Source organism: Pseudomonas sp. 32_A, from assembly GCF_017490905.1.
Taxonomy (GTDB): domain Bacteria; phylum Pseudomonadota; class Gammaproteobacteria; order Pseudomonadales; family Pseudomonadaceae; genus Aquipseudomonas; species Aquipseudomonas inefficax.
The window spans coordinates 25,585-48,707 of record NZ_JAFGYI010000009.1; the positions used below are offsets into that span (position 1 = coordinate 25,585).

The following is a 23,123-nucleotide window of genomic DNA, read 5'->3' on the forward strand; positions in this document are numbered from 1 at the left end:
GCCAAACAATGCTTGCAGGTACTTGCCGTGAGTACTTACAAGCTGGTTTGCCCGCATTGCCATAGCCGGATGCGTATCCGTACCAGCGAAGGGCGTCATATTTTCCTGCGGATCGCTTATTTGCAATGCACCACCGAGGCCTGTGGCTGGTCAGTGCGCGCCGAGTTCGAGATGACCCATGAACTCTCGCCCAGCGGCATGCCCAACCCGGAAGTCTACCTGCCTTCGGCCAATGGTGATTTGCGCAAGGCAGCGCTGCCGGCAGCCGTGCAGGACAACCCCGGCGAATGAGCTTTCATGGCTACGGATACAAAACGTGCAGATAAAAAAACACCCCGCATGAGCGGGGTGTCTTGTTTTGCCGGGGCGATCAGCCGATCAGTTGCAGGCCAGCTTGCTGGACCATTTCCAGCAGCGGTTGCGGATACACACCCAGCACGAAGGCAAGAATGGCGATGGCCAGCAGCATGACGCCGCCAGTGCGCTGTTCCCACTTCAGCGGGGCGTCGTGGCGACGCAGGTTCGGCTCGACCAGGTACAGGGTGACCATGACACGCAGGTAGTAGTAGACGCCGATGGCGCTACCGATCACCAGCGCACCGACCAGCCACCACAGGTGCGACTCGACGCCGGTGGCGATGATGTAGAACTTGCCGATGAAGCCGGCGGTCAGCGGGATACCCGCCAGCGACAGCATCATCACGGTCAGTACCGCGGTCAGGTACGGACGGCGCCAGAACAGACCACGGTACTCGTACAGCGCATCGGCGTCACGGCCGCCGTAAGGCGAGGACATCAGGGTGATGACACCGAAGGCGCCCAGGCTGGTGATCACGTAGGTGACCAGGTACACGCCCATGGCTTCCAGGGCCAGGCCTTTGCTGGCGACCAGGGCGATGACCAGGTAGCCGAAGTGGGCGATGGACGAGTAACCGAGCAGGCGCTTGAGGTTGCTCTGGGTCAGTGCCAGCAGGTTACCGATCAGGATCGAGGCCACTGCAATCACTGCCAGTACGGTGCTCAGCACGCCGCTGCTGGCAGCAGGGGAGAGCATGAACAGGCGCACGACAACGGCAAACACCGCAACCTTGCTGGCGGTGGCCAGGAAGGCTGCGACCGGTGCCGGGGCGCCTTCGTATACGTCCGGGGTCCACAGGTGGAACGGTACCAGCGACAACTTGAAGGCCAGGCCGACCAGCATCATGGCCAGGCCCAGCTGGGCCAGCAGGCTCGGCATGCTGGTAGCGGCCAGGGCCTTGCCGATCTGGTCGAAGGTGAGGCTGCCGGCGTCGGCGTACAGCAGGGCCATGCCGAACAGCAGGAAGGCCGAGCCTGCGGCCGACAGCACCATGTACTTGATGCCGGCTTCCAGCGAGCGCTTGTTGAAGAAGGCATACGCCACCAGGCCGTAGACCGGTACCGACAGCAGCTCCAGGCCGATGAACAGGCCGGCCAGGTGGTTGGCGCTGACCAGCACCAGGCCACCGAGGGCCGACATCAGCAGCAGCAGGTAGAGTTCTTCACGGTTGCCCGGGAAGCCCTTGGAGCCTTCGCCGAGGTAGGCGTGGGCGAGGGTGACGCAAGCCAGCGTCGCCACCAGCATGATCGCCATGTACAGGCAGGCGAACTTGTCGATGGTGACCAGCGAAGTGACCGCCAGCGGCGCGACCTTCAGCGCCGGCAGGATCGACAGCAGGGCCAGGTTGAGGCCCACGGTGGACAGCAGGAAGGTCTGCGAGTGGTTGCGCTTCCAGGCGATCGCCAGCATCACCACCACCGTGGTGATGGTGGTGATCAGCATCGGCGCCAATGCGATGAAGTGTTGAGTGGTGAATTCCATAGCGCTCTTACCGGGCCGAAGCGAGTTGAGTGAAAGCGGAACCGAGCCACTGCTGCACACCACTCATGGTGGCGGCAGAGGTGTCGAGGAACGGCTGTGGATACACGCCCAGCAGGATCAGCAGTACTGCCAGACCCAGGACCATGATGAGCTCGCGACCGTCCATGCCGGCCAGCACGGTGTCGGTCTTGGCCGGGCCGAAGTAGGCGCGGTGGATCATGATCAGCGAGTACACCGAACCGAACACCAGGCCAGTGGTGGCGATCACGGTGATCCACGGCACGCTGGCGAAGCTGCCGATCAGGATCAGGAACTCGCCGACGAAGTTGCCGGTACCTGGCAGGCCCAGGGAGGCGGCGGCGAAGAACAGGCTGATGGCTGGCAGGTAGGCGATGCGGTGCCACAGGCCACCCATCTGGCGCATGTCACGGGTATGCAGGCGCTCGTACAGCTGGCCGGCCAGGATGAACAGCGCGGCAGCGGACAGGCCGTGTGCCAGCATCTGGATCACTGCGCCTTGCAGGGCCTGCTGGCTGCCGGAGTAGATACCGATCAGCACGAAGCCCATGTGCGAGACGCTGGAGAAGGCGACCAGGCGCTTGATGTCGGTTTGCGCGAAGGCCAGGAATGCACCGTAGAAGATACCGATCAGGCCCAGGGTCATGGCGATTGGCGCGAACTCGGCCGAGGCGTTCGGGAACAGCGGCAGAGCGAAGCGCAGCAGGCCGTAGGCCGCTGTCTTCAGCAAGATACCGGCCAGGTCGACGGAACCTGCGGTCGGTGCCTGGGCGTGAGCGTCAGGTAGCCAGGAGTGGAACGGCACCACCGGCAGCTTCACCGCGAAGGCGATGAAGAAGCCCAGCATCAGCAGGTACTCGGTACCGGCTGGCAGCTCGGCCTTGAGCAGGTCGCTGTAGTTGAAGGTGATCACGCCGGTGTTGGTGTAGTTGACCAGCACCAGGCCGAGGATCGCCACCAGCATGATCAGGCCGCTGGCCTGGGTGAAGATGAAGAACTTGGTCGCCGCGTAGATCCGGGTCTTCTTGCCGTCTGCCGAGCTGTGACCCCAGAGCGCGATGAGGAAGTACATCGGCACCAGCATCATTTCCCAGAAGAAGAAGAACAGGAACAGGTCAAGGGCCAGGAACACACCGACCACGCCGCCGAGGATCCACATCAGGTTGAGGTGGAAGAAGCCGACGTGACGCTGGATCTCTTTCCAGGAGCACAGTACCGACAGCACACCGAGCAGGCCGGTGAGCAGGATCATCAGCAGCGACAGGCCGTCGAGGGCCAGGTGGATGCTGATGCCGAAGCGCTGGATCCACTGGACCTTGTATTCCAGGGCCCAGGCAGGCTCGGCGCCCGGGGCGGGGGCCAGGGTGTAGTCGCCGTTAGCCCACAGCCACAGGCCGATGCCGAGCAGCAGGGACATTGTCAGCAGCGCGATCCAGCGCGGCAGGGTGGCGCCGAAGCGCTCACCCAGCCAGCACAGGAAGCCGCCGATGAAGGGGATCAGGATCAGCCAAGGCAAAATCATGACGGGTTGGTTTCCTTTGGCAAAGTCGCAAGATTCATAGTCATACCGCAGCCACTACCACGGCACCGAGCACCAGCACGGCACCCACGGCGATAGAGGCGGTGTACCAGCGCAGCTGGCCAGTCTCGGTCTTGCTCATGGCGACGTGGCCGCCACGCGCCATCCGAGGAATCAGGCCAATGGTGCGGTCAACCGGGTCCTTGCGCAGGATGTGGCTGATCAGCAGGTACGGTTTGACGAAAAGCTTGTCGTAGATCCAGTCGAAGCCCCAGGCAGCGAACCACCAGGCCGAAAGGACACGACCGATGCCGCTGTTGGCCACGGCGCTGACGAAGCGGCGCTTGCCCAGGAACAGCAGGGCCGACAACAGGATACCGGCGATGGCGATGGCACCCGAGGTGATCTCCAGCGCGTGCTTGGCTTCGCCGCCAGCGTGGCCGGCGCTTTCAGGCAGCACGCCTGCCAGCGGCGGGGTGATCCAGGCGCCGACGAAGGTCGACAGCACGATCAGCACGCCCAGCGGCAGCCAGTGGCTGATGCCGTGGCCAGCATGGGCTTCGGTCTTGGCTTCGCCGTGGAAGGCGATGAAGATCAGGCGGAAGGTGTACAGCGAGGTCATGAACGCGCCGACCAGGCCGGCGTACAGCAGGCCGGTGTTGCCGCTGGCGAAGGCTTCCCAGAGGATCTCGTCCTTGGAGTAGAAGCCCACGGTCACGATCGGCAAGGCAGCCAGAGCAGCGCCACCGACCACGAAGCTGGCGTAGGCCAGTGGCAGTTTCTTCCACAGGCCGCCCATCTTGAAGATGTTCTGCTCGTGGTGGCAGGCCACGATCACCGCACCGGAAGCCAGGAACAGCAGGGCCTTGAAGAAGGCGTGGGTCATCAGGTGGAAGATCGCCGCGTCCCAGGCGCCAACGCCCAAGGCCAGGAACATGTAGCCGATCTGGCTCATGGTCGAGTAGGCGAGAATACGCTTGATGTCGGTCTGCACCAGCGCGGCGAAGCCGGCCAGTACCAGGGTCACGCCACCGACCACGCCCACCAGGTGCAGGATGTCCGGTGCCAGCAGGAACAAGCCGTTGGTACGGGCGATCAGGTAAACGCCTGCGGTCACCATGGTTGCCGCGTGGATCAGCGCCGAAACCGGGGTCGGGCCGGCCATCGCGTCGGCCAGCCAGGTCTGCAGTGGCAGCTGGGCCGATTTACCGACCGCACCACCCAGCAGCATCAGGGTTGCCAGCACCATCCAGGTGTCGCCAGCCTGGAACTTCTGCGGGGCCAGCACCAGCAGTTCCTGCACGTTCAGGGTACCCAGCTGGGCGAACAGGATGAACAGGCCGATGGCCATGAACACGTCGCCGATGCGGGTGACGATGAATGCCTTGAGTGCCGCGTTACCGTTGTTGCGGTTGCTGTAGTAGAAACCGATCAACAGGTACGAGCACAGGCCCACGCCTTCCCAGCCGAAGTAGATGAACAGCAGGTTATCGCCAAGGATCAGGAACAGCATGCTGGCGATGAACAGGTTGGTGTACGAGAAGAAGCGCGAGTAGCCGGCTTCGCCACGCATGTACCAGGACGCGAACAGGTGGATCAGGAAGCCGACACCGGTGACCACGCCGAGCATGGTGACCGACAGGCCGTCCAGGTACAGGGTGAAGTTCGGCGCGAAGCCGTCCACCGACATCCACTGCCACAGCAGCTGGCTGTACGCGCCGCCTTCAGGCGGGGCGACGTTGAATTGCCAGATGACGTAGGCGGCCGTGGCCGCCGAAAGGCCTACCGAGCCGACGCCGATCAGCGCGGACAGGTTCTCCGAGAACCGCCCGCGCGAGAACGACAGCAGCAGGAAGCCGATGAGGGGGAAGACGAAAGTCAGGAAGAGAAGGTTCATCCGCGCATCTCACTGGCAGCATCGATGTCGAGAGTGTGGAAGCGGCGATACAGCTGCAGCAGGATGGCCAGGCCAATGCTGGCCTCGGCGGCTGCCAGGCTGATCACCAGAATGAACATCACCTGGCCGTCGGGCTGGACCCAACGGGCACCGGCGACGACGAACGCCAGGGCAGAGGCGTTCATCATGACTTCCAGGCTCATGAGCACGAAGAGGATGTTGCGGCGGACCATCAGGCCAACCAGACCTAAGCAGAACAGGATGCCGGCGACTGCCAGACCATGCTCGAGAGGGATAGCACCCATGATTTACTCCTTCGCCTCGTTGCGGCCCAGGTGGAAGGCGGTGACGGCCGCGGCCAGCAGCAGCATCGAAGCCAGTTCGACCACCAGCAGGTAGGGGCCGAACAGGCTGATGCCGACTTCTTTCGGGCCCACGGTGGTACCGCTGATGCCGGCGCCGCTCGGGGTGACGAACAGCACGTACAGCAGCTCCAGCAGCAGCAGGGCGGCGAGAATCACCGGCCCCGCCCAGATACCGGGCTTGAGCCAGCCCCGTTCCTGGGCGACCGAAGCCGGCCCGAGGTTGAGCATCATCACCACGAACACGAACAGCACCATGATGGCGCCGGCGTAGGCGATCACTTCCAGGGCGCCGGCGAACGGCGCACCCAGGGCGAAGAAGATCATGGCCACGGAAATCAGCGAAATGATCAGGTAAAGCAAGGCGTGCACGGGGTTGGTGCCGGTCACCACCCGAAGGGTGGAGACCACGGCGATCCCGGATGCGAAGTAGAAAGCGAATTCCATCTTTCTGTCCTTATGGGAGCAAGCTCTTCACGTTGATCGGCTCGGCTTCGTTCTGTGCAGAGCCCTTCGGCTTGCCAGCGATTGCCATGCCGGCAACACGGTAGAAGTTGTAGTCAGGGTTTTTGCCGGGGCCGGAGATCAGCAGATCTTCTTTCTCGTACACCAGGTCCTGACGCTTGAACTCGGCCATTTCGAAATCCGGAGTCAGCTGGATCGCGGTGGTCGGGCACGCTTCTTCACACAGGCCGCAGAAGATGCAGCGCGAGAAGTTGATGCGGAAGAACTCCGGGTACCAGCGGCCGTCCTCGGTCTCGGCCTTCTGCAGCGAGATGCAGCCAACCGGGCAGGCCACCGCGCAGAGGTTGCACGCTACGCAGCGCTCCTCGCCATCGGGGTCGCGGGTGAGGACGATGCGGCCGCGGTAGCGCGGCGGCAGGTACACGGGTTCTTCGGGGTACTGCAGGGTGTCGCGCTTGCGGAACCCGTGGGAGAACACCATTGCCAGGCTGCGCAGCTGGGTGCCGGTGCCCTTAACGATGTCGCCGATATACTTGAACATGGGTCAAATCCTCACTGGGCCGCGACGGCTGGCGTGTTGTAGAGCACGATCGCAGCGGTCACCAGCAAATTGATCAGGGTCAGCGGCAGGCAGAACTTCCAGCTGAAGTCCATCACCTGGTCATAGCGTGGGCGCGGGATCGAGGCGCGCAGCAGGATGAACAGCATGATGAAGAACGCGGTCTTCAGCGCGAACCACAGGAACGACAGTTGCGGCAGGATGCCGAACGGGCCGTGCCAGCCGCCGAAGAACAGGGTTACCAGCAGCGCCGAGATGAGGATGATGCCGATGTACTCACCGACGAAGAACATGCCCCATTTCATGCCGGCATACTCGATGTGGTAGCCGTCGGCCAGTTCCTGTTCCGCTTCTGGCTGGTCGAACGGGTGACGGTGAGTCACGGCGACGCCAGCGATGAAGAAGGTGCAGAAACCGAAGAACTGCGGAATGATGAACCACAGGTTCTGGGCCTGGTATTCAACGATATCGCGCATGTTGAACGAACCTACCTGCACCACCACGCCCATCAGCGCCAGGCCCAGGAACACTTCGTACGACACGGTCTGCGCCGAGGCACGCAAGCTGCCCAGCAGGGCGTACTTGTTGTTCGACGACCAGCCGGCGAACAGCACCGCGTAGACCGACAGGCCGGCCATGGCGAAGAAGAACAGCAGGCCGATGTTCAGGTCGGCGACGCCCCAGGTCGGGGTGATCGGGATGACCACGAAGGCGATCAGCAGGGCGCTCATGGCCACTACCGGTGCCAGGGTGAAGATCACGCGGTCGACGAAGGGCGGGTTCCAGTCTTCCTTGAAGAACATCTTCAGCATGTCGGCAGCGATCTGGAACATGCCGAACGGGCCGACGCGGTTCGGACCGTAACGGTCCTGCCACCAGCCCAGCAGGCGGCGCTCGACGAAGCTGAGCAGCGCGCCGCAGACCACCACCGCCAGCAGGACCACGATGGCCCGCAGCACGGTGAGGATCACATCGATCACTTCGGGGGTGAACCAGCTCATTGTGCTGCCTCCTGCAGACCTTCGACGGATGCACCGAAGATGGCAGGCGGAATGCCGGCCAGGCCTTTCGGCAACGCGACCAGGCCAGCGCCCAGCTGTTCATTGATACGCAGCGGCAGACGCAGGGCCACACCGGCCACGGTCAGGCTCAGCAGGGCACCGTCGTTGACGCCCAGGCGGTCGGCTTCGGACTTGGCCAGGGCCACGTAGGCTGCCGGAATGCGCGTTTGTACCGGGGCGGCGCGCGAGGAGCTTTCTTCGCTGCCGAACAGGTGGAAGAACGGCACGGCAGTCCAGGTGCCACGGGCCGGGTTGAAGGCGCCCGGAATGGCGTTGAACCAGTGCAGGCGGTCGCCTTGCGGTTCGATCAGGCGTACGCCCGGGTCACCGGCACGCAGGTGACCACCGACCTCGTCCTGGAATTTGTTCCAGGCCTGCGGCGAGTTCCAGCCCGGCGACCAGGCGAACGGCACCTGCTGACGCGGTTCGGCCGAACCCGAGTAGCCTTCCATGGAGAAGGCGAACGCGGTGTCCTTGTCTTGCGGGGTACGCGGCTCGTGCACGCTGATGTTGGCGCGCATGGCGGTACGGCCGGAGTAACGCAGCGGCTCGCGGGCCAGTTTCATGCCCTTGATGCGGAACGCGGCGCTTGGCGCGGCGTTGACGATGCCGGCCAGTTGCGGCGCGGCTTCGGCGCAGGCGCTGGTGACATGGTCCAGCTGGGTCCAGTCGACCGGCTTGTTCAGCAGGGTGGCGCGCAGGGCGTGCATCCAGCGCCAGCCTTCGTGGATCTGGATGCTGCTGTCCAGGTACTGCGGGTCGAAAACCTGGAAGAAGCGCTGGGCACGGCCTTCCTGGCTGACCAGGGTACCGTCGCCTTCGGCGAACGAGGCGGCCGGCAGCACCAAGTGGGCGCGGTCGACAGTCGGGGTTTTCGAGTGGTCGGCAACGATCACCACCTTGGCCGCGGCCAGGGCTGCATCGACCTTGGCGGCCGGTACGCGGGCGTACAGGTCGTTTTCCAGCACGACGATGGCGTCGGCCTTGCCGCTGATGACCGCGTCCAGCGCGGCATCGACCGACTCGCCACCGAGCATGGCCAGGCCGAGGCTGTTGGCTTCAGGCACCACCAGGCTCAGCGAGCCGTTCTTCTCGCGCAGCTTCAACGCCTTGGCGATGTTGGCGGCGGCTTCGATCAGCGCCGGGTCGGCCAGCGAGGTACCGGCTACGACCAGTGGGCGTTTGGCCGCGACCAGGGCGTCGGCAATACGCTGGGCCAGAGCTTTCGCTTCGGCGTCCAGGCCTTCGACGGCAGGGGCGCTCGCGTCGATGGCGTGGGCCACGGCGAAACCGATACGGGCCAGGTCGGCGGGGGCGGCGTGCACGCATTCTTCGGCGACGTCGTCCAGCTTGGTTTCAGCCAGCGAAGCGATGAACAGCGGGTACAGTGCGTGCTGGCCGATGTTCTTCACGGCGGCGTCGAGCCACGGCTGCACCTTCATGGCTTCGGCCATGGCCTCGGCCTTGCCCTTGGTGGCCTGGCGCACCGCCAGTGCGACGCGGGCAGCGGTCTGGGTCAGGTCTTCACCGAGCACGAACACGGCGTCGTGGTCTTCGATATCGCGCAGGGTCGGCACCGGCAGCGGGCTGTTGTTCAGCACGTTCAGGGCCAGGCGTACGCGGGCCAGTTCGCCGGCTTCCATGCCCGAGTAGAAGTACTCGGCACCCACCAGTTCACGCAGGCCGTAGTTGCTCTCGAGGCTGGCGCGTGGCGAGCCGATACCGACGATGGTACGCCCGCGCAGCAGGTCGGCGGCCTTGTCCAGGGCGGCGTCCAGGCCCAGCTTGGTACCGTCGGCCAGCTGTGGCTGGCGTGGGCGATCCTTGCGGTTGACGTAGCCATAGCCGAAGCGGCCACGGTCGCACAGGAAGTACTGGTTGACCGAACCGTTGAAGCGGTTTTCGATGCGACGCAGTTCGCCGTAGCGCTCGCCCGGGCTGATGTTGCAGCCGCTGGAGCAGCCATGGCAGATGCTCGGGGCGAACTGCATGTCCCACTTGCGGTTGTAGCGCTCGGAGTGGGTCTTGTCGGTGAATACGCCGGTCGGGCAGACCTCGGTCAGGTTGCCCGAGAACTCGCTTTCCAGCACGCCGTCTTCGACGCGGCCGAAGTACACGTTGTCGTGAGCGCCGTACACGCCCAGGTCGGTACCACCGGCATAGTCCTTGTAGTAGCGCACGCAGCGGTAGCAGGCGATGCAGCGGTTCATCTCATGGGCGATGAACGGGCCGAGGTCCTGGTTCTGGTGGGTACGCTTGGTGAAACGGTAGCGGCGCTCGTTGTGGCCGGTCATTACCGTCATGTCCTGCAGGTGGCAGTGACCGCCTTCCTCGCACACCGGGCAGTCGTGCGGGTGGTTGGTCATCAGCCATTCGACGACGCTGGCGCGGAACGCCTTGGACTCTTCATCGTCGATGGAGATCCAGGTGCCGTCGGAGGCAGGGGTCATGCAGGACATGACGATACGACCACGGGTGTCGTTCTCGTCGGTGTACTGCTTGACCGCGCACTGCCGGCAGGCGCCAACGCTACCAAGCGCCGGGTGCCAGCAGAAATAAGGGATGTCGAGGCCGAGCGACAGACAGGCCTGTAACAGGTTGTCTGCACCGTTGACTTCGAGCGCTTTGCCGTCTACGTGGATAGTGGCCATTGTTCAAAGTTCTTCGTTGGCCCGCGTGAGCGGGCGTGGCTAATGGAAATCGGTGAGCTTGCGACACGCCGCGATCGACTCGGGCCGGCCGGCAAGCTGGCGAGTGGCACGGACCACCCGCCTCAATCATCTTGTTATGCGCCGACCACGATCGGCCCGGCCTGGATTGGCTTTGCCAGGTTCGGACGCAGCGCATCGCCAGCACCAGCTGGAGCGACACCGGCCTCGAATTCCGAGCGGAAGTATTTGATGGCACTGCCCAATGGCTCGACGGCACCTGGTGCGTGAGCACAGAAGGTACGGCCTGGGCCAAGGAAGTTGACCAGCCCCAGCAGCGTCTCGATGTCTTCGGCGCGGCCCTGGCCTTTTTCCAGTGCGCGCAGCATCTTCACGCTCCACGGCAGGCCGTCACGGCATGGGGTGCACCAGCCGCACGACTCGCGGGCGAAGAACTCTTCCATGTTGCGCAGTAGCGAAACCATGTTGATGCTGTCGTCCACCGCCATGGCCAGGCCGGTACCCATACGGGTGCCGACCTTGGCGATGCCGCCGGCGTACATCTGTGCGTCGAGGTGCTCGGGCAGCAGGAAGCCGGTACCGGCGCCGCCTGGCTGCCAGCACTTGAGCTTGAAGCCGTCGCGCATGCCACCGGCGTAGTCTTCGAACAGCTCGCGGGCGGTGACGCCGAACGGCAGTTCCCACAGGCCCGGGTTCTTGACCTTGCCGGAGAAGCCCATCAGCTTGGTGCCGTGGTCTTCACTGCCTTCGCGGGCCAGCGACTTGTACCAGTCGTTGCCGTTGGCGACGATGGCCGGAACGTTGCACAGGGTTTCGACGTTGTTCACGCAAGTCGGCTTGCCCCACACGCCCACGGCGGCAGGGAAGGGCGGCTTGGAGCGCGGGTTGGCACGGCGGCCTTCCAGCGAATTGATCAGTGCGGTTTCTTCACCGCAGATGTAGCGGCCGGCACCGGTGTGCACGAACAGCTCGAAATCGAAACCGCTGCCGAGGATGTTCTTGCCCAGCAGGCCGGCGGCCTTGGCTTCCTCGATGGCGCGGTTGAGGTTCTTCGCTGCGGTGGTGTATTCGCCACGCAGGAAGATGTAGCCCCGGTAGGCCTTCAGGGCGCGGGCGCTGATCAGCATGCCCTCGACCAGCAGATGGGGCTGTTGCTCCATCAGCATGCGGTCCTTCCAGGTGTTCGGCTCCATTTCGTCCGCGTTGCACAGCAGGTAGCGGATGTTCATGGATTCGTCTTTGGGCATCAGGCCCCACTTCACGCCAGTGGGGAAGCCCGCGCCACCACGGCCCTTGAGGCCGGAGTCCTTGACGCTTTGCACGATGTCGTCGGCGGACATCTGCGCCAGCGCCTTGCGCGCGGCAGCATAGCCGTTCTTCGACTCGTACTCGGCCAGCCAGACCGGCTCGCCGTCATCACGCAGGCGCCAGGTCAGCGGGTGGGTTTCGGCGGTACGCGCAATGCGGTTGGCCGGGCCGAAGGAAGTAATGGTCATACGTAACCCTCCAGCAGTTTGGAAACGCCAGCCGGCTGCACGTCACCGAAGGTGTCGTCGTCGATCATCAGCGCCGGGGCCTTGTCGCAGTTGCCCAGGCAGCACACCGGCAGCAGGGTGAAACGGCCGTCGGCGGTGGTCTGGCCGAGGCCGATGCCCAGCTCGCTCTGGATCTGGCTGACCACCGACTCGTGGCCGCCGATGTAGCAGACCATGCTGTCGCACACGCGGATGATGTGGCGGCCGACCGGCTGACGGAAGATCTGGCTGTAGAAGGTGGCCACGCCTTCGACGTCACTGGCCGGGATGCCCAGCACTTCGCCGATGGCGTGGATGGCGCCGTCCGGCACCCAGCCACGTTCCTTCTGGACGATCTTCAGGGCTTCGATGGACGCCGCGCGCGGGTCCTCGTAGTGATGCATTTCGTGCTCGATGGCCGAGCGCTCGGTTTCGCTCAGGGCGAAACGGTCTGTCTGGATAAGCGTGCTGTTCATGCTTAGCGGTCCACGTCAGCCATAACGAAGTCGATACTGCCCAGGTACGCAATGAGGTCGGCGACCATGCTGCCTTTGATCACCGAAGGGATCTGCTGCAGGTGCGGGTAGCTCGGGGTACGGATCCGGGTGCGGTAGCTCATGGTGCCGCCATCGCTCGTCAGGTAGTAACTGTTGATGCCCTTGGTCGCCTCGATCATCTGGAACGACTCGTTGGCCGGCATGACCGGGCCCCACGAGACTTGCAGGAAGTGCGTGATCAGGGTTTCGATGTGCTGCAGGGTGCGCTCTTTCGGCGGCGGCGTGGTCAGCGGGTGGTCCGCCTTGTACGGGCCTTCCGGCATGTTGCGCAGGCACTGGTCGATGATGCGGATACTCTGGCGCATCTCCTCGACACGGACCATGCAGCGATCGTAGGCATCGCCGTTGTGGGCCAGCGGTACTTCGAACTCGAAGTTCTCGTAGCCGGAGTAGGGGCGGGCTTTACGCAGGTCGAAGTCGCAACCGGTGGCACGCAGGCCGGCACCGGTGGTACCCCAGGCCAGGGCTTCCTTGGTGTTGTACGCGGCAACGCCGATGGTACGGCCCTTGAGGATGCTGTTCTGCAGGGCAGCCTTTTCGTACTCGTCGAGGCGCTTGGGCAGCCATTCGACGAAGTCCTTGACCAGCTTGTCCCAGCCGCGTGGCAGGTCGTGGGCAACGCCACCGATGCGGTACCAGGCCGGATGCAGGCGGAAACCGGTGATCGCTTCGATCACGGTGTAGGCGCGCTGGCGGTCGGTGAAGGTGAAGAACACCGGAGTCATGGCGCCGACGTCCTGGATGTAGGTACCCAGGAACAGCAGGTGGCTGGTGATACGGAAGAACTCGGCCAGCATCACGCGGATGGTGTCGACCTTCTGTGGCACCTTGATGCCGGCCAGCTTCTCGACGGCGAGCACGTACGGCAGGTTGTTCATTACCCCGCCGAGGTAGTCGATACGGTCGGTGTAGGGGATGAAGCTGTGCCAGGACTGGCGCTCGGCCATTTTCTCGGCGCCACGGTGGTGGTAGCCGATGTCCGGTACGCAGTCGACGATCTCTTCACCGTCCAGCTGCAGGACGATACGGAAGGCGCCGTGCGCGGAAGGGTGGTTGGGGCCGAGGTTGAGGAACATGTAGTCCTCGTTGGCGCCCTGGCGCTTCATGCCCCAGGCTTCCGGGTTGAAGCGTGCCGATTCCTCTTCAAGCTGCTGCTTGGCCAGGGTCAGGCTGTAGGGGTCGAACTCGGTGGCGCGGGCAGGGTAGTCCTTGCGCAGCGGGTGGCCTTCCCAGGTGGGCGGCATCATGATGCGGCTGAGGTGCGGGTGGCCGGCAAAGTCGATGCCGAACATGTCCCAGACTTCGCGCTCGTACCAGTTGGCGTTCGGCCAGATACCGGTCACGCTCGGCAGGTTCAGGTCGCCTTCGCTGAGCGATACCTTGATCATCACGTCGCTGTTACGCTCGATCGACAGCAGGTGGTAGAACACGCTGAAGTCGGCGGCTGGCAGGCCGCGGCGCTGGGTGCGCAGGCGCTCGTCGACGCCGTGCAGGTCGTACAGCATGCTGTACGGTTTGGCCACACCGCGCAGGAAGCTGAGCACCTCTTTGAGCTGCTCGCGCTTGACCCACAGCACGGGCATGCCGGTGCGGGTTTCCTGGGCGACGAATGCTTCGGCGCCAAAACGGTTGTGCAGTTCGACGACCACATCCTGGTCGTCAGCCTTGTAGGGCGGAATGAAAATAGCGTTGTCCGCTGTCATGGTCTCGGTCGCTTTGGGTCAACGTTAAGAATGAAGCCAGGCCGCCGGCTCCAGGGGAGCGGGCGGCAGGTCGCTGGATCAGACTTCGTCGGGGCTGCGCAGGTTGGTTACTGCAATGCGCTGCTCACGACGCAGGTCTTTCTGGGCTGGCATCTCGGCACGGTAAATACCTTGATCACCAACAACCCAGGAAAGCGGGCGTCGTTCTTGGCCGATCGACTCCTGCAGCAGCATCAAGCCTTGCAGGAAAGCCTCAGGGCGTGGCGGGCAGCCAGGCACATAGACGTCCACGGGGAGGAACTTGTCGACCCCCTGAACGACCGAGTAGATGTCGTACATGCCGCCGGAGTTGGCGCACGAACCCATGGAGATGACCCATTTGGGCTCGAGCATCTGCTCGTACAGGCGCTGGATGATCGGCGCCATCTTCACGAAGCAGGTACCGGCGATGACCATGAAGTCGGCCTGACGCGGCGAGGCCCGGATGACTTCGGCGCCGAAGCGGGCGATGTCGTGGGGTGCCGTGAAGGCCGTGGTCATTTCCACGTAGCAGCAGGACAGGCCGAAGTTGTACGGCCAGAGGGAGTTCTTGCGACCCCAGTTGACCGCGCCACGCAGCACATCTTCAAGCTTGCCCATGAAGATGTTCTTGTGGACCTGGTCCTCCAGCAGTTGATCGGTGACGGTTTCCCGTTCACCGACCGGGTACTGCTCGTTGGGCGCATCCGGATCGATTCTGGTGAGATTGTATTGCATGCCAAAGCCTCATTGTTTCAGCTTCGCTTGCCGCTTGCGGCGACCTTCGGGAGCCCAATCAAGTGCCCCGACGCGCCATAGGTAGACAAGACCAGCCAACAGAATTGCTATGAAAACGAGTGCTTCGACGAATCCGGTCCAGCCGCTTTCGCGGACGGACACAGACCATGCAAAGAGAAAGAGGGCTTCGATATCGAAGATCACGAACAGCATCGCGACCAGATAGAATTTGGCGGACAGGCGCAGGCGGGCGCTGCCGACGGGCAGCATGCCGGATTCGAAGGGTTCGTTCTTGGCGCGGCCCCAGGCCTTGCTACCGAGCAGGCTGGACAGGCCGAGCATGAAGGCGCACAGGCCGACGACACCCAGGAGGAAGATGGCAAAGCCCCAGTTGTGGGCGATGAGTCCTGCCGAATCGGACATGCTAGAGATCCTTATACAGAGACCCAGCTCTGCAGTCTGAAATAAGTGTAGAGCGGCGACCTGGTGTCGCACATGCAGTGACCAAATGTCGCAGCTGAATCAATCGCGCTGATTTTATGGGTAAACCCGGTGCAAGTAAAATTTCTGTCGCAAATTTATTCGTAGGATTAAGTACAAAACCTGCTCGTAACTGGCTGAAAGCCTTGAGATTCGGGCATTGCGTGCGGTTTTGTTAATTATGTTTCTTGCAGGGGGTAACGAATTGCAAGTTTCGTAATGATAATTAATATCATTTAACCTGATGCCTGATATTTCCCCTGTTCTGCGTCTTGTAAAGTTCATCTGGCGATTCCCCCTACTTGCAAATGCGAAAAACGCCTGTTCTAGCAGCTTCCGACACCATTCGCCCCGCTCTGGGTCAATATTTTATCGATCGAGCGATGGCTGGCTGATGAAGCGGTGGGTGGTTGTGTTGCCTCAAGCATAGACATGATTGTGGGGAGGGGGATGTCTTTGAGGGGCGGTGGTTGCCATGGGTATGGCGAAATGAATGCAGTGTCTGTGAGATCGAGCGCCGCCCGCGCGGCGCTTCGCGGGACAAGCCCGCTCCCACATTTGTTGCAACGTGCCGAACCTGTCAGGCCATGGTTGCCTGTCTTGGTGCATGTCTTGAGACTGTTGAGGCGGCGGCAGCGCCAGTCGAGAAATTGAGTCAGACCAACAAGGCTCACAACCATGGCCTAACTGACATGGCCACGTTGCAACAAATGTGGGAGCGGGCTTGTCCCGAAGCGCCGCGCGGGCGGCGCTCGATCTACGCAACACCGCAAAAACCAAGGCAGGCACCTCGCCGCCCTGGCGCAATCGGGCGCAGAACACCTGACATGTCGGATTTAGCCCCTTCCCTGTAGGCCATTTCCCAAACATACTCCTGCCGCGCATTTTCCGTTGCCGCTGCTCTGGCAGCGCTCTAGTCTCGGCCTGTCGTTGCTCATCAACGATACAGCTTTGACAGGCTGTGACGGTAAATCGTGTGCGGCTCGCTGTTATGGTGGCTGTACGTGCGGGCACGCTTGCGTGCGCCGGAACTTTGCGATTTCCGCCGGTCTGTCAACCCACGTACAGCTGCCACCCTTCTGTTTGACAGCAGACGGGTAGCGGCACTGCCAACGGAAGTCGATATGTTGAAAATCGTTCCCGATCCACCCCATAACCCCCATTCCCTCGAAGACACCCTGATCCAGGCCACGGATTATGCGCTGTGCGCTGCGACCGTTGTGCATCAGGCCATGCTGCTGCAGCCCAAGTCGCCGGCGTCGGTTTTGATGATGACGTCGATGCATGAACTGGAGACGTTGCGGGCTTTGCTGGAGTCGGCATTGGTTCAGGCGCAGATGCACACAGAGCCTCGGACTTTGCACTAAGGCTTGATTGATGTGTTGTCTGGGCGGGCCTCTTCGCGGGTGAACCCGCTCCCACAGGTTCATCACAAGCGCCAAGACTTGCACAGCACCTGTGGGAGCGGGTTTGCCCGCGAAAGGGCCGGCCCAGGCAGTAGAGAATTCTCAGGGAATTGAACAATGACAACAGAAGACACCCAATTCACCGTCGGCAAAACCACCTTCTACCAAGGCGAAAACGGCACCCACCCACTGTTCCGCATCGAGCCCGGTATTCCGTGCAAGGACGCCCGCGAGCAGTCCTCGGAATTGATGGGCTATGTACGCGAACTGACCATCACCGGCCTGATGGATGAGAAGCCATTGATGATATGGGCCGCCCATTACCTGAGTGCGATGGCCAAGGCGCTGATGGATGATGCAGAGCTGGGCATGAAGCACTGAGGTGCCGACAGGCGCGATTTCTCCTGTGGGAGCGGCCTTGCGTCGCGATTGGGGTGCGAAGCGACCCCGGGATCGGTGCATCGTCGCAAGATTGCCGGGGCCGCTCTGCGGCCCATTCGCGACACAAGGCCGCTCCCACATGTTTGGTGCTAGCCTGTTGCCCGCCAGTACACGCAAAAATAAAGGCCCGGGGCTTTCACAAGCCCCGGGCCTTCGTTCAGCAGCGACCCACTATCAGTGGAACTGCTCTTCCTCGGTCGAACCGGTCAGTGCAGTCACCGACGAAGCGCCACCCTGGATCACGGTGGTCATGTCGTCGAAGTAGCCAGTACCCACTTCCTGCTGGTGCGCGACGAAGGTGTAGCCTTTGCTGGCGTCGGCGAATTCCTGTTCCTGCAGCTTCACGTAGGCGGTCATGTCGTTGCGGGCGTAGTCGTGCGCCAGGTTGAACATGCCGTGCCACATGTTGTGGATGCCGGCCAAGGTGATGAACTGGTGCTTGTAGCCCATCGCCGACAGCTCGCGCTGGAACTTGGCGATGGTCGCGTCGTCCAGGTTCTTCTTCCAGTTGAAGGAAGGCGAGCAGTTGTACGACAGGATCTGGTCCGGGTATTCCTTCTTGATCGCTTCGGCGAAGCGACGGGCTTCGTCCAGGTCCGGCTTGGCAGTTTCGCACCAGATCAGGTCGGCGTACGGTGCGTAGGCCAGGCCGCGGGCGATGGCCTGGTCGAGGCCGGCGCGTACCTTGTAGAAGCCTTCACGGGTGCGCTCGCCAATCACGAACGGCTGGTCGTACGGGTCGCAGTCGCTGGTCAGCAGGTCGGCGGCGTTGGCGTCGGTACGGGCCAGGATGATGGTCGGCACGCCCGATACGTCAGCTGCCAGGCGCGCGGCCACCAGCTTCTGCACGGCTTCCTGGGTTGGTACCAGTACCTTGCCACCCATGTGGCCGCATTTTTTCACCGAGGCCAGCTGGTCTTCGAAGTGCACGCCGGCGGCGCCTGCTTCGATCATGTTCTTCATCAGCTCGTAGGCGTTCAGTACGCCGCCGAAACCAGCTTCGGCGTCAGCCACGATCGGCGCGAAGTAGTCGATGTAGCCTTCGTCGCCCGGGTTCTTGCCGGCTTTCCACTGGATCTGGTCGGCGCGGCGGAACGAGTTGTTGATGCGCTTGACCACGGTCGGTACCGAGTCGACCGGGTACAGCGACTGGTCAGGGTACATGGACTCGGCCGAGTTGTTGTCGGCGGCAACCTGCCAGCCGGACAGGTAGATGGCCTGGATACCGGCCTTGACCTGCTGCACTGCCTGGCCGCCGGTCAGGGCGCCCATGCAGTTGACGAAATCTTTTTCTGGGCGGAAGGACGGGTGGGCACCTTCGGTGACCAGCTTCCACAGTTTTTCTGCACCCAGGCGGGCCAGGGTGTGCTCCGGCTGCAGGGAGCCACGCAGGCGAACGACATCAGCGGCGGTGTAGGTACGGGTCACGCCTTTCCAGCGCGGGTTCTCGGCCCAGTCTTTCTCGAGGGCTGCAATTTGCTGTTCGCGTGTCAGTGCCATGGAAATAAACCTCGTCGCATCGATCTTGGGGTAATTGTGCTGATGCTCGGAGCAGATCAGGAGCTGGCGGCTGTCCTGTTCGCAGGAGTGCGACGGCGAACGCGAAGGCTCGAAGGGGAAGGGTGTGCAGGCCAGGCGAAAGGGTGCTCCGGCAGGTCGGCTCGTGGTTGCCTTGCTGCGGTGCTACGCGATTGCCAGTACTGCGGTGATGCGCTTCCGTCCCTCGGGACAACTTCTTCGTTGCAGTCGCAATCCCGTCGAACCGCCTTGTGGGCCGTATAGACACGAGACGCCTCCAAGGGTGGGAGGAGTGCGCCTCGAAGGCCCTTGCCAGGGCCCCTGATTAGCGGGAGCGAGGCCATCATGCCCTTGGGAAAAAGACCCTGTCAAATGTTTTGTAGTGGTTTTTTTTACTTACTACATCTTTGGTCTAATGCGACTTGGCAGTCAGTTTCAAGGCCTTTGGTCGAAGCCTTGAATTGCCTGGGATCAGTCAAGAAGGTCGACTTTGACACGCAAAGTCATGTTTTCACCCCGTTGGGTACTGTAACTGTGGCTTGACGCGCTACGGTCGGCTTGGCTCTGCTGGTTGTAACCCGCCAGGGTGATCCACTCGCCGAGCTTGCCGGTGATTGTCGTGTCGGTGCTTTGCACTTTCACTACATCTGCACGTTCATGGCTGATGCGGTCATTATTGGTGCTTATTTGCAGACGAACCGTGTCGCCACTCAAGCTGGGGGTGACATAGAAACCCTGGGTCACGTTGCGGTATTCGGTGTTGCTCTGAATGCGCCCGTAGCCGTCAGTGCTGGTGCTGGTGATCGGGATGCTCTGGCCTACCTGGATCAGCGCCGGTTGGCCTTCGCTGGCCTGAATCTGCTGCATGCCGCCGTCACGGTTGCTGGTGCCGTAGTGGATGACACGTGCGTTGCCACGGTTGTCCTGAAAGTTGCTGTCGTTGTTGTCGACGCTGATCAGCAGGCGCTTGGGTGCGGTGTCCAGCTGTTGTAGCAGGGTGCGCAGGTCGTCGATGCGCTCGGGGCTGGCGTTGACGATCAGCTTGTTCTCGAACGCCGTGACGCTGCCGTCCTTGCCGATGAACGCCTGGGCGGCGGGCAGCAGTTCGGCGCTGCTGCGGTGTTGTAGGGGTACGACTTCGGTGGCGGCCTGGGCGCTGAGGCTGGCGACCAGCAGCAGGGAAGCGAAAAGGGGGCGTAGCGGCATGTCCATGATCTCCGCAGGTGGAATCAACATGATGGCAAATTTAGCGGCTGGCTGCCGGATCTGGATCACGTTGGTGCTGTGGCCGAGTGGGTGATTTATCGGGTTCTATCTTGTAGGCTATAAATTATAGTCATCAAGATAATTGAGGGTAATTGCATGTCACCCATCCGCCCGCTTCTACGTCGTGATCAGTTGGCCAAGGCTCTGGGCCGAGACCTGGCCGGCGAGTCGCTGGTCGATTACAGCGCGGGCATGTTCCTCGCCGCGCCCCGACGTACGGGCAAGAGCACCTTCCTCAACAACGACTTCATTCCGGAATGCGTACAGCGCGGCTGGCTACCGGTTTATGTCGACCTGTGGTCGGACCGCGACGCCGCGCCGGCAGAACTCATCAGTGGCGCCATCGGTGCTGCGCTGGGCAGCTTCGAAGGTGCGCTGGCCAAGGCTGCGAAAAAGGCCGGTATCGACAAGATAAACCTGCTGCGTACCCTCAGCTGGGATTTTACTCGCCCGCAACTGCCTGAGGGGACTACCTTGGCTCACGCACTTGCCGTGTTGCATCAAGTGTCGGGGCAGATGGTGGTACTGATCATCGATGAGGCCCAGCATGCCCTCAACAGCGAAGATGGCCTGAATGCGATGTTCGCGCTGAAAGCCGCGCGTGACCATCTCAACCGTGGTGACCGCCCGGACGGCTTGCGTCTGGTGTTCACTGGCTCCAGCCGCGACAAGCTGGCCAACCTGGTGCTCAAGAGCAAGCAACCCTTCTTTGGGGCCAGCATTACGCCATTCCCCTTGCTGGGGCGTGAGTATGTCGAGTTCATCACTGATTTGTGGAACCGGCGTCTGGCCGCCAGCAACCAGTTCAAGGTCGAGGACCTTGCGTATGCGTTCGAGTTGGTCGGGCGCCGCCCTGAAATGCTCAACAAGCTGTTGGCCGAAGTGAGCGTGGGCCTGGGTGAGGCGGGCAACCTGGGTGAATTGCTGCGCACAGGGGCGCTCAATCATCAGGCGGGCGTGTGGAGTGACTACGAAAGCGCCTGGAACGACCTGTCGGCCTTGCAGCAGGCAGTGCTTGAGGTAATGGCCGAGCGGACGTTGGGCCGGCAGCCGTTTTCGCCATTTACCGAGCAAACCTTGAGGGATGTGAACCGTAAGCTGGAGCAGGCCCGGGCGGAAATCAACGCCAGCACGACCAGCGTCCAGAAGGCCCTCGATGCCCTGCGTGACAAGGAGCTGGTATGGAAGGCCAATCGCGGAGAGTACGCGCTTGAGGATGCTTCCATGGCTGAATGGCTTGCACGGGACAAGGCGGCGGGCCGCAGCTGAACCTTTGATCTACCCCACCAGTCGCACGCACAGGGATTGAGTGGGGCTGAGTGCATGAAGCGTGTTCTGATCTTGTTGTTGTGCCTGTGCAGCGTTTGTGCCGAGGCTGCAGCTGATTCGTTGCGCATCAAGCAGCTGCAGCGTTGCGGCGACCTGGTTGGCGATGGCCAGCAGCAATGGTGCCTGCGCGCCGAGGGGCTCGGGGCGCAGTTGCCGACGGTCTGGCTCGGTGGTGCGCGGCTGCCGACAGCCGATTTCGAGCGGCAAGGTGACCGGCTTACGCTGAAGTTGGCCAAACAAGCCCTGCGCAGTGCTCCGCTGTGGCTGGAGGACGGCGAGCGCACCAGCAACCCGGTTTGGCTGACACGCCAGCGCAGCCATGTTGTGGCCGCCGGGCCTGATGAAGTGGCGAAGAACATGGATGGCCTCACCACCTATGTGGACTTGGTAAGCCTTTTGATCGAGGAAAAACATGATGGCCTCGGCGAAGCCCGACGGATCGCCGGGAAGTACGGCGCCCAGGTCGTGGGTGCCATACCGCCGCTGAATGTCTACCAGTTGCGCTTGCCGGTGGGCGACCTGGTGCAGCGCGACGCGATGATCCTGCGCATTGGCAGTGAAGTTAGCGTCGATGCAGTGATTGTCGAGGAGTCTGCCCCGGAGCGCGGCGAGGAAGGTGGCGGGCGCGAGCAGGCGGCCATCGTCCAGGCGGATGAATGGGCCGCCAACCGCTTCATGGACGCCCTGTACTTCTACCAGCGGCGTATCGCTGCCTCCGCTGTGCCGGTACAGCCGGTGCGGGTGGGTGTGATCGAGCGCGATCTCGACTTCGACGCGCCGGCGTTCGAAAGCTACCGCGGCCGCTGCGACACGGGCCGGACCTGCCTGTACGGCCGCGACGGCGGACGCCCGACCAGCCACGGCAGCCATGTGGCCGGCATCCTGGCAGCGCAGGGCGACGGCTTTCTGCCGGGGCTGGGCAAGCAGAACCCTGGCTTTGATGTCATCGTCGAGCGCAACTCCGATGCCGGCATCACGGCGAACATCGCTGCCTCGGTGAACCTGGTCGAAGACGGCGCGCGGGTTTTGAACTGGAGCTGGGGGATTCACCGGGTCGGGGCGAAGAACGTAAAGGGCGATGAGGTCGATTCGCTGGTACGTTCCGGGCTGGCGATGAGCGGCTATGAAGAGCTGCTCGAAGAGTTCTTCCTCTGGTTGCGGGCCAAGCATCCTGACGTGGTAGTGGTGAACTCGGCCGGCAACGGTGCGTCCTGGTCGGGGACCGATGAATATCGCCTGCCATCGTCGTTCATCACCGAATAACTGCTGGTGGTGGGCGGCCACCAGCGTAGTGACAGGCCGGTACCAGTCGCAGACCCGCGCCATGTGCGCAAACGCCACAGTTCCAACATCGACATGCGTGTGGACATCAGTGCGGCTGCCTGCATCCGCCCGTCGCCAGCCGCCGAGCCGCATTGCGGCACGTCGTATGCGACCCCGTTGGTGACCGCCACCGTGGCGACCATGCTGGCGATCAACCCGGCCCTGACCCCGCAGCAGGTGCGCATGCTGTTGCGGCGCAGCGCCTTGACCCTGGGCGCCGAGCAGGATTTCGAAGCCATGGATGCCGAGGACCTGACCGCGCCGATTCTGCCATCGGAGCGCAACGGGCAATTGCATCACCCCGACCTTGGCCGCTCTGCGCGGCTGGACATGCAGCGGGCGCTGGACCTGGCCGTGCAGAGTCGCGACCGGGTGCGTTGAACGGTGGCTGTTGACGGGCAAATTCCGTAACATCGCGACCCTTGTTTTTGTCCCGTCCG

19 protein-coding genes and 1 pseudogene are annotated in these 23,123 nt (G+C 62.7%); 5 read left to right on the top strand and 15 right to left on the bottom strand.

Annotated features, from left to right (window positions below; translation table 11 throughout):
- Positions 1 to 27 precede the first annotated feature (27 nt).
- On the top strand, positions 28 to 291 hold the full coding sequence (locus J5M58_RS07740; protein WP_112252933.1) for an ogr/Delta-like zinc finger family protein: 264 nt from the start codon (positions 28 to 30) through the stop codon (positions 289 to 291).
- Positions 292 to 370: 79 nt separating this feature from the next.
- On the opposite strand, the gene nuoN is transcribed toward J5M58_RS07740, so the two are convergent.
- From nuoN to J5M58_RS07805, 13 genes are all read right to left on the bottom strand, one after another.
- Positions 371 to 1,840, bottom strand: a complete 1,470-nt coding sequence (nuoN, locus tag J5M58_RS07745) for an NADH-quinone oxidoreductase subunit NuoN (RefSeq protein WP_085625354.1) — start codon at positions 1,838 to 1,840, stop codon at positions 371 to 373.
- 7 nt (positions 1,841 to 1,847) lie between these two features.
- Positions 1,848 to 3,380, bottom strand: a complete 1,533-nt coding sequence (nuoM, locus tag J5M58_RS07750; RefSeq protein WP_112252932.1) for an NADH-quinone oxidoreductase subunit M — start codon at positions 3,378 to 3,380, stop codon at positions 1,848 to 1,850.
- 40 nt (positions 3,381 to 3,420) lie between these two features.
- Positions 3,421 to 5,274, bottom strand: coding sequence for an NADH-quinone oxidoreductase subunit L (gene nuoL / locus J5M58_RS07755; RefSeq protein ID WP_114168202.1), 1,854 nt, complete (start codon positions 5,272 to 5,274; stop codon positions 3,421 to 3,423).
- Positions 5,271 to 5,579 (bottom strand): NADH-quinone oxidoreductase subunit NuoK, encoded by a 309-nt coding sequence (gene nuoK / locus J5M58_RS07760; protein WP_003251446.1) that lies wholly within the window; start codon positions 5,577 to 5,579, stop codon positions 5,271 to 5,273. Before nuoK ends, nuoL begins: the two co-directional genes overlap by 4 nt.
- Before the next feature lie 3 nt (positions 5,580 to 5,582).
- Positions 5,583 to 6,083, bottom strand: a complete 501-nt coding sequence (gene nuoJ, locus J5M58_RS07765; RefSeq protein ID WP_003261007.1) for an NADH-quinone oxidoreductase subunit J — start codon at positions 6,081 to 6,083, stop codon at positions 5,583 to 5,585.
- A gap of 10 nt (positions 6,084 to 6,093) precedes the next feature.
- Positions 6,094 to 6,642: an NADH-quinone oxidoreductase subunit NuoI gene (gene nuoI, locus J5M58_RS07770; RefSeq protein WP_003251442.1), complete on the bottom strand. Its 549-nt coding sequence runs from the start codon at positions 6,640 to 6,642 to the stop codon at positions 6,094 to 6,096.
- A gap of 11 nt (positions 6,643 to 6,653) precedes the next feature.
- Entirely contained in the window at positions 6,654 to 7,661 is a 1,008-nt protein-coding gene (gene nuoH / locus J5M58_RS07775) for an NADH-quinone oxidoreductase subunit NuoH (RefSeq protein WP_003251440.1), read from the bottom strand.
- Complete coding sequence (nuoG, locus tag J5M58_RS07780; protein ID WP_112252930.1) at positions 7,658 to 10,372, bottom strand: NADH-quinone oxidoreductase subunit NuoG; 2,715 nt, start codon at positions 10,370 to 10,372, stop codon at positions 7,658 to 7,660. The genes nuoH and nuoG overlap by 4 nt, the downstream gene beginning before the upstream one ends.
- A 134-nt stretch (positions 10,373 to 10,506) precedes the next feature.
- Positions 10,507 to 11,886 carry an NADH-quinone oxidoreductase subunit NuoF gene (gene nuoF / locus J5M58_RS07785; protein WP_039613100.1) on the bottom strand — a complete coding sequence of 460 codons (1,380 nt, stop codon included), beginning with the start codon at positions 11,884 to 11,886 and terminating at the stop codon, positions 10,507 to 10,509.
- Complete coding sequence (nuoE, locus tag J5M58_RS07790) at positions 11,883 to 12,380, bottom strand: NADH-quinone oxidoreductase subunit NuoE (protein ID WP_003251433.1); 498 nt, start codon at positions 12,378 to 12,380, stop codon at positions 11,883 to 11,885. The genes nuoF and nuoE overlap by 4 nt, the downstream gene beginning before the upstream one ends.
- Positions 12,381 to 12,382: 2 nt before the next feature.
- Positions 12,383 to 14,164, bottom strand: coding sequence for an NADH-quinone oxidoreductase subunit C/D (gene nuoC / locus J5M58_RS07795; RefSeq protein ID WP_085625347.1), 1,782 nt, complete (start codon positions 14,162 to 14,164; stop codon positions 12,383 to 12,385).
- Between the two features lie 78 nt (positions 14,165 to 14,242).
- Positions 14,243 to 14,920, bottom strand: coding sequence for an NADH-quinone oxidoreductase subunit B family protein (locus tag J5M58_RS07800; RefSeq protein ID WP_003251429.1), 678 nt, complete (start codon positions 14,918 to 14,920; stop codon positions 14,243 to 14,245).
- Between the two features lie 9 nt (positions 14,921 to 14,929).
- On the bottom strand, positions 14,930 to 15,343 hold the full coding sequence (locus J5M58_RS07805; RefSeq protein WP_003251427.1) for an NADH-quinone oxidoreductase subunit A: 414 nt from the start codon (positions 15,341 to 15,343) through the stop codon (positions 14,930 to 14,932).
- 1,181 nt (positions 15,344 to 16,524) lie between these two features.
- Here J5M58_RS07805 and J5M58_RS07810 point away from each other — a divergent pair.
- On the top strand, positions 16,525 to 16,767 hold the full coding sequence (locus J5M58_RS07810) for a hypothetical protein (protein WP_112252929.1): 243 nt from the start codon (positions 16,525 to 16,527) through the stop codon (positions 16,765 to 16,767).
- A gap of 156 nt (positions 16,768 to 16,923) precedes the next feature.
- Complete coding sequence (locus J5M58_RS07815; protein WP_112252928.1) at positions 16,924 to 17,187, top strand: DUF3077 domain-containing protein; 264 nt, start codon at positions 16,924 to 16,926, stop codon at positions 17,185 to 17,187.
- A 234-nt stretch (positions 17,188 to 17,421) separates the two neighbouring features.
- Here the strand turns inward: J5M58_RS07815 and aceA are convergent, their stop codons facing one another.
- On the bottom strand, positions 17,422 to 18,747 hold the full coding sequence (gene aceA, locus J5M58_RS07820; RefSeq protein ID WP_112252927.1) for an isocitrate lyase: 1,326 nt from the start codon (positions 18,745 to 18,747) through the stop codon (positions 17,422 to 17,424).
- A gap of 489 nt (positions 18,748 to 19,236) precedes the next feature.
- Positions 19,237 to 20,001, bottom strand: coding sequence for a secretin N-terminal domain-containing protein (locus J5M58_RS07825; RefSeq protein ID WP_181457362.1), 765 nt, complete (start codon positions 19,999 to 20,001; stop codon positions 19,237 to 19,239).
- Positions 20,002 to 20,127: 126 nt separating this feature from the next.
- Between J5M58_RS07825 and J5M58_RS07830 the strand changes: the two genes are divergently transcribed.
- Positions 20,128 to 21,300, top strand: a complete 1,173-nt coding sequence (locus J5M58_RS07830) for a hypothetical protein (protein WP_207877753.1) — start codon at positions 20,128 to 20,130, stop codon at positions 21,298 to 21,300.
- Between the two features lie 54 nt (positions 21,301 to 21,354).
- A pseudogene (locus J5M58_RS07835) lies at positions 21,355 to 23,064 on the top strand (S8/S53 family peptidase).
- The last annotated feature ends 59 nt before the right edge of the window (positions 23,065 to 23,123 follow it).

Excerpts from the sequence above, each read along its gene's own strand:
- J5M58_RS07805 (WP_003251427.1), bottom strand. The coding sequence starts at position 15,343 with ATGTCCGATTCGGCAGGACTCATCGCCCACAACTGGGGCTTTGCCATC.
- aceA (WP_112252927.1), bottom strand. The coding sequence starts at position 18,747 with ATGGCACTGACACGCGAACAGCAAATTGCAGCCCTCGAGAAAGACTGG.
- J5M58_RS07825 (WP_181457362.1), bottom strand. The coding sequence starts at position 20,001 with ATGTTGATTCCACCTGCGGAGATCATGGACATGCCGCTACGCCCCCTT.
- J5M58_RS07810 (WP_112252929.1), top strand. The coding sequence starts at position 16,525 with ATGTTGAAAATCGTTCCCGATCCACCCCATAACCCCCATTCCCTCGAA.
- nuoE (WP_003251433.1), bottom strand. The coding sequence starts at position 12,380 with ATGAACAGCACGCTTATCCAGACAGACCGTTTCGCCCTGAGCGAAACC.
- nuoG (WP_112252930.1), bottom strand. The coding sequence starts at position 10,372 with ATGGCCACTATCCACGTAGACGGCAAAGCGCTCGAAGTCAACGGTGCA.
- nuoH (WP_003251440.1), bottom strand. The coding sequence starts at position 7,661 with ATGAGCTGGTTCACCCCCGAAGTGATCGATGTGATCCTCACCGTGCTG.
- nuoM (WP_112252932.1), bottom strand. The coding sequence starts at position 3,380 with ATGATTTTGCCTTGGCTGATCCTGATCCCCTTCATCGGCGGCTTCCTG.
- nuoI (WP_003251442.1), bottom strand. The coding sequence starts at position 6,642 with ATGTTCAAGTATATCGGCGACATCGTTAAGGGCACCGGCACCCAGCTG.
- J5M58_RS07815 (WP_112252928.1), top strand. The coding sequence starts at position 16,924 with ATGACAACAGAAGACACCCAATTCACCGTCGGCAAAACCACCTTCTAC.
- nuoN (WP_085625354.1), bottom strand. The coding sequence starts at position 1,840 with ATGGAATTCACCACTCAACACTTCATCGCATTGGCGCCGATGCTGATC.
- nuoC (WP_085625347.1), bottom strand. The coding sequence starts at position 14,164 with ATGACAGCGGACAACGCTATTTTCATTCCGCCCTACAAGGCTGACGAC.
- nuoJ (WP_003261007.1), bottom strand. The coding sequence starts at position 6,083 with ATGGAATTCGCTTTCTACTTCGCATCCGGGATCGCCGTGGTCTCCACC.
- J5M58_RS07800 (WP_003251429.1), bottom strand. The coding sequence starts at position 14,920 with ATGCAATACAATCTCACCAGAATCGATCCGGATGCGCCCAACGAGCAG.
- nuoL (WP_114168202.1), bottom strand. The coding sequence starts at position 5,274 with ATGAACCTTCTCTTCCTGACTTTCGTCTTCCCCCTCATCGGCTTCCTG.
- nuoF (WP_039613100.1), bottom strand. The coding sequence starts at position 11,886 with ATGACCATTACTTCCTTCGGCCCGGCCAACCGCATTGCGCGTACCGCC.
- J5M58_RS07830 (WP_207877753.1), top strand. The coding sequence starts at position 20,128 with ATGTCACCCATCCGCCCGCTTCTACGTCGTGATCAGTTGGCCAAGGCT.
- nuoK (WP_003251446.1), bottom strand. The coding sequence starts at position 5,579 with ATGGGTGCTATCCCTCTCGAGCATGGTCTGGCAGTCGCCGGCATCCTG.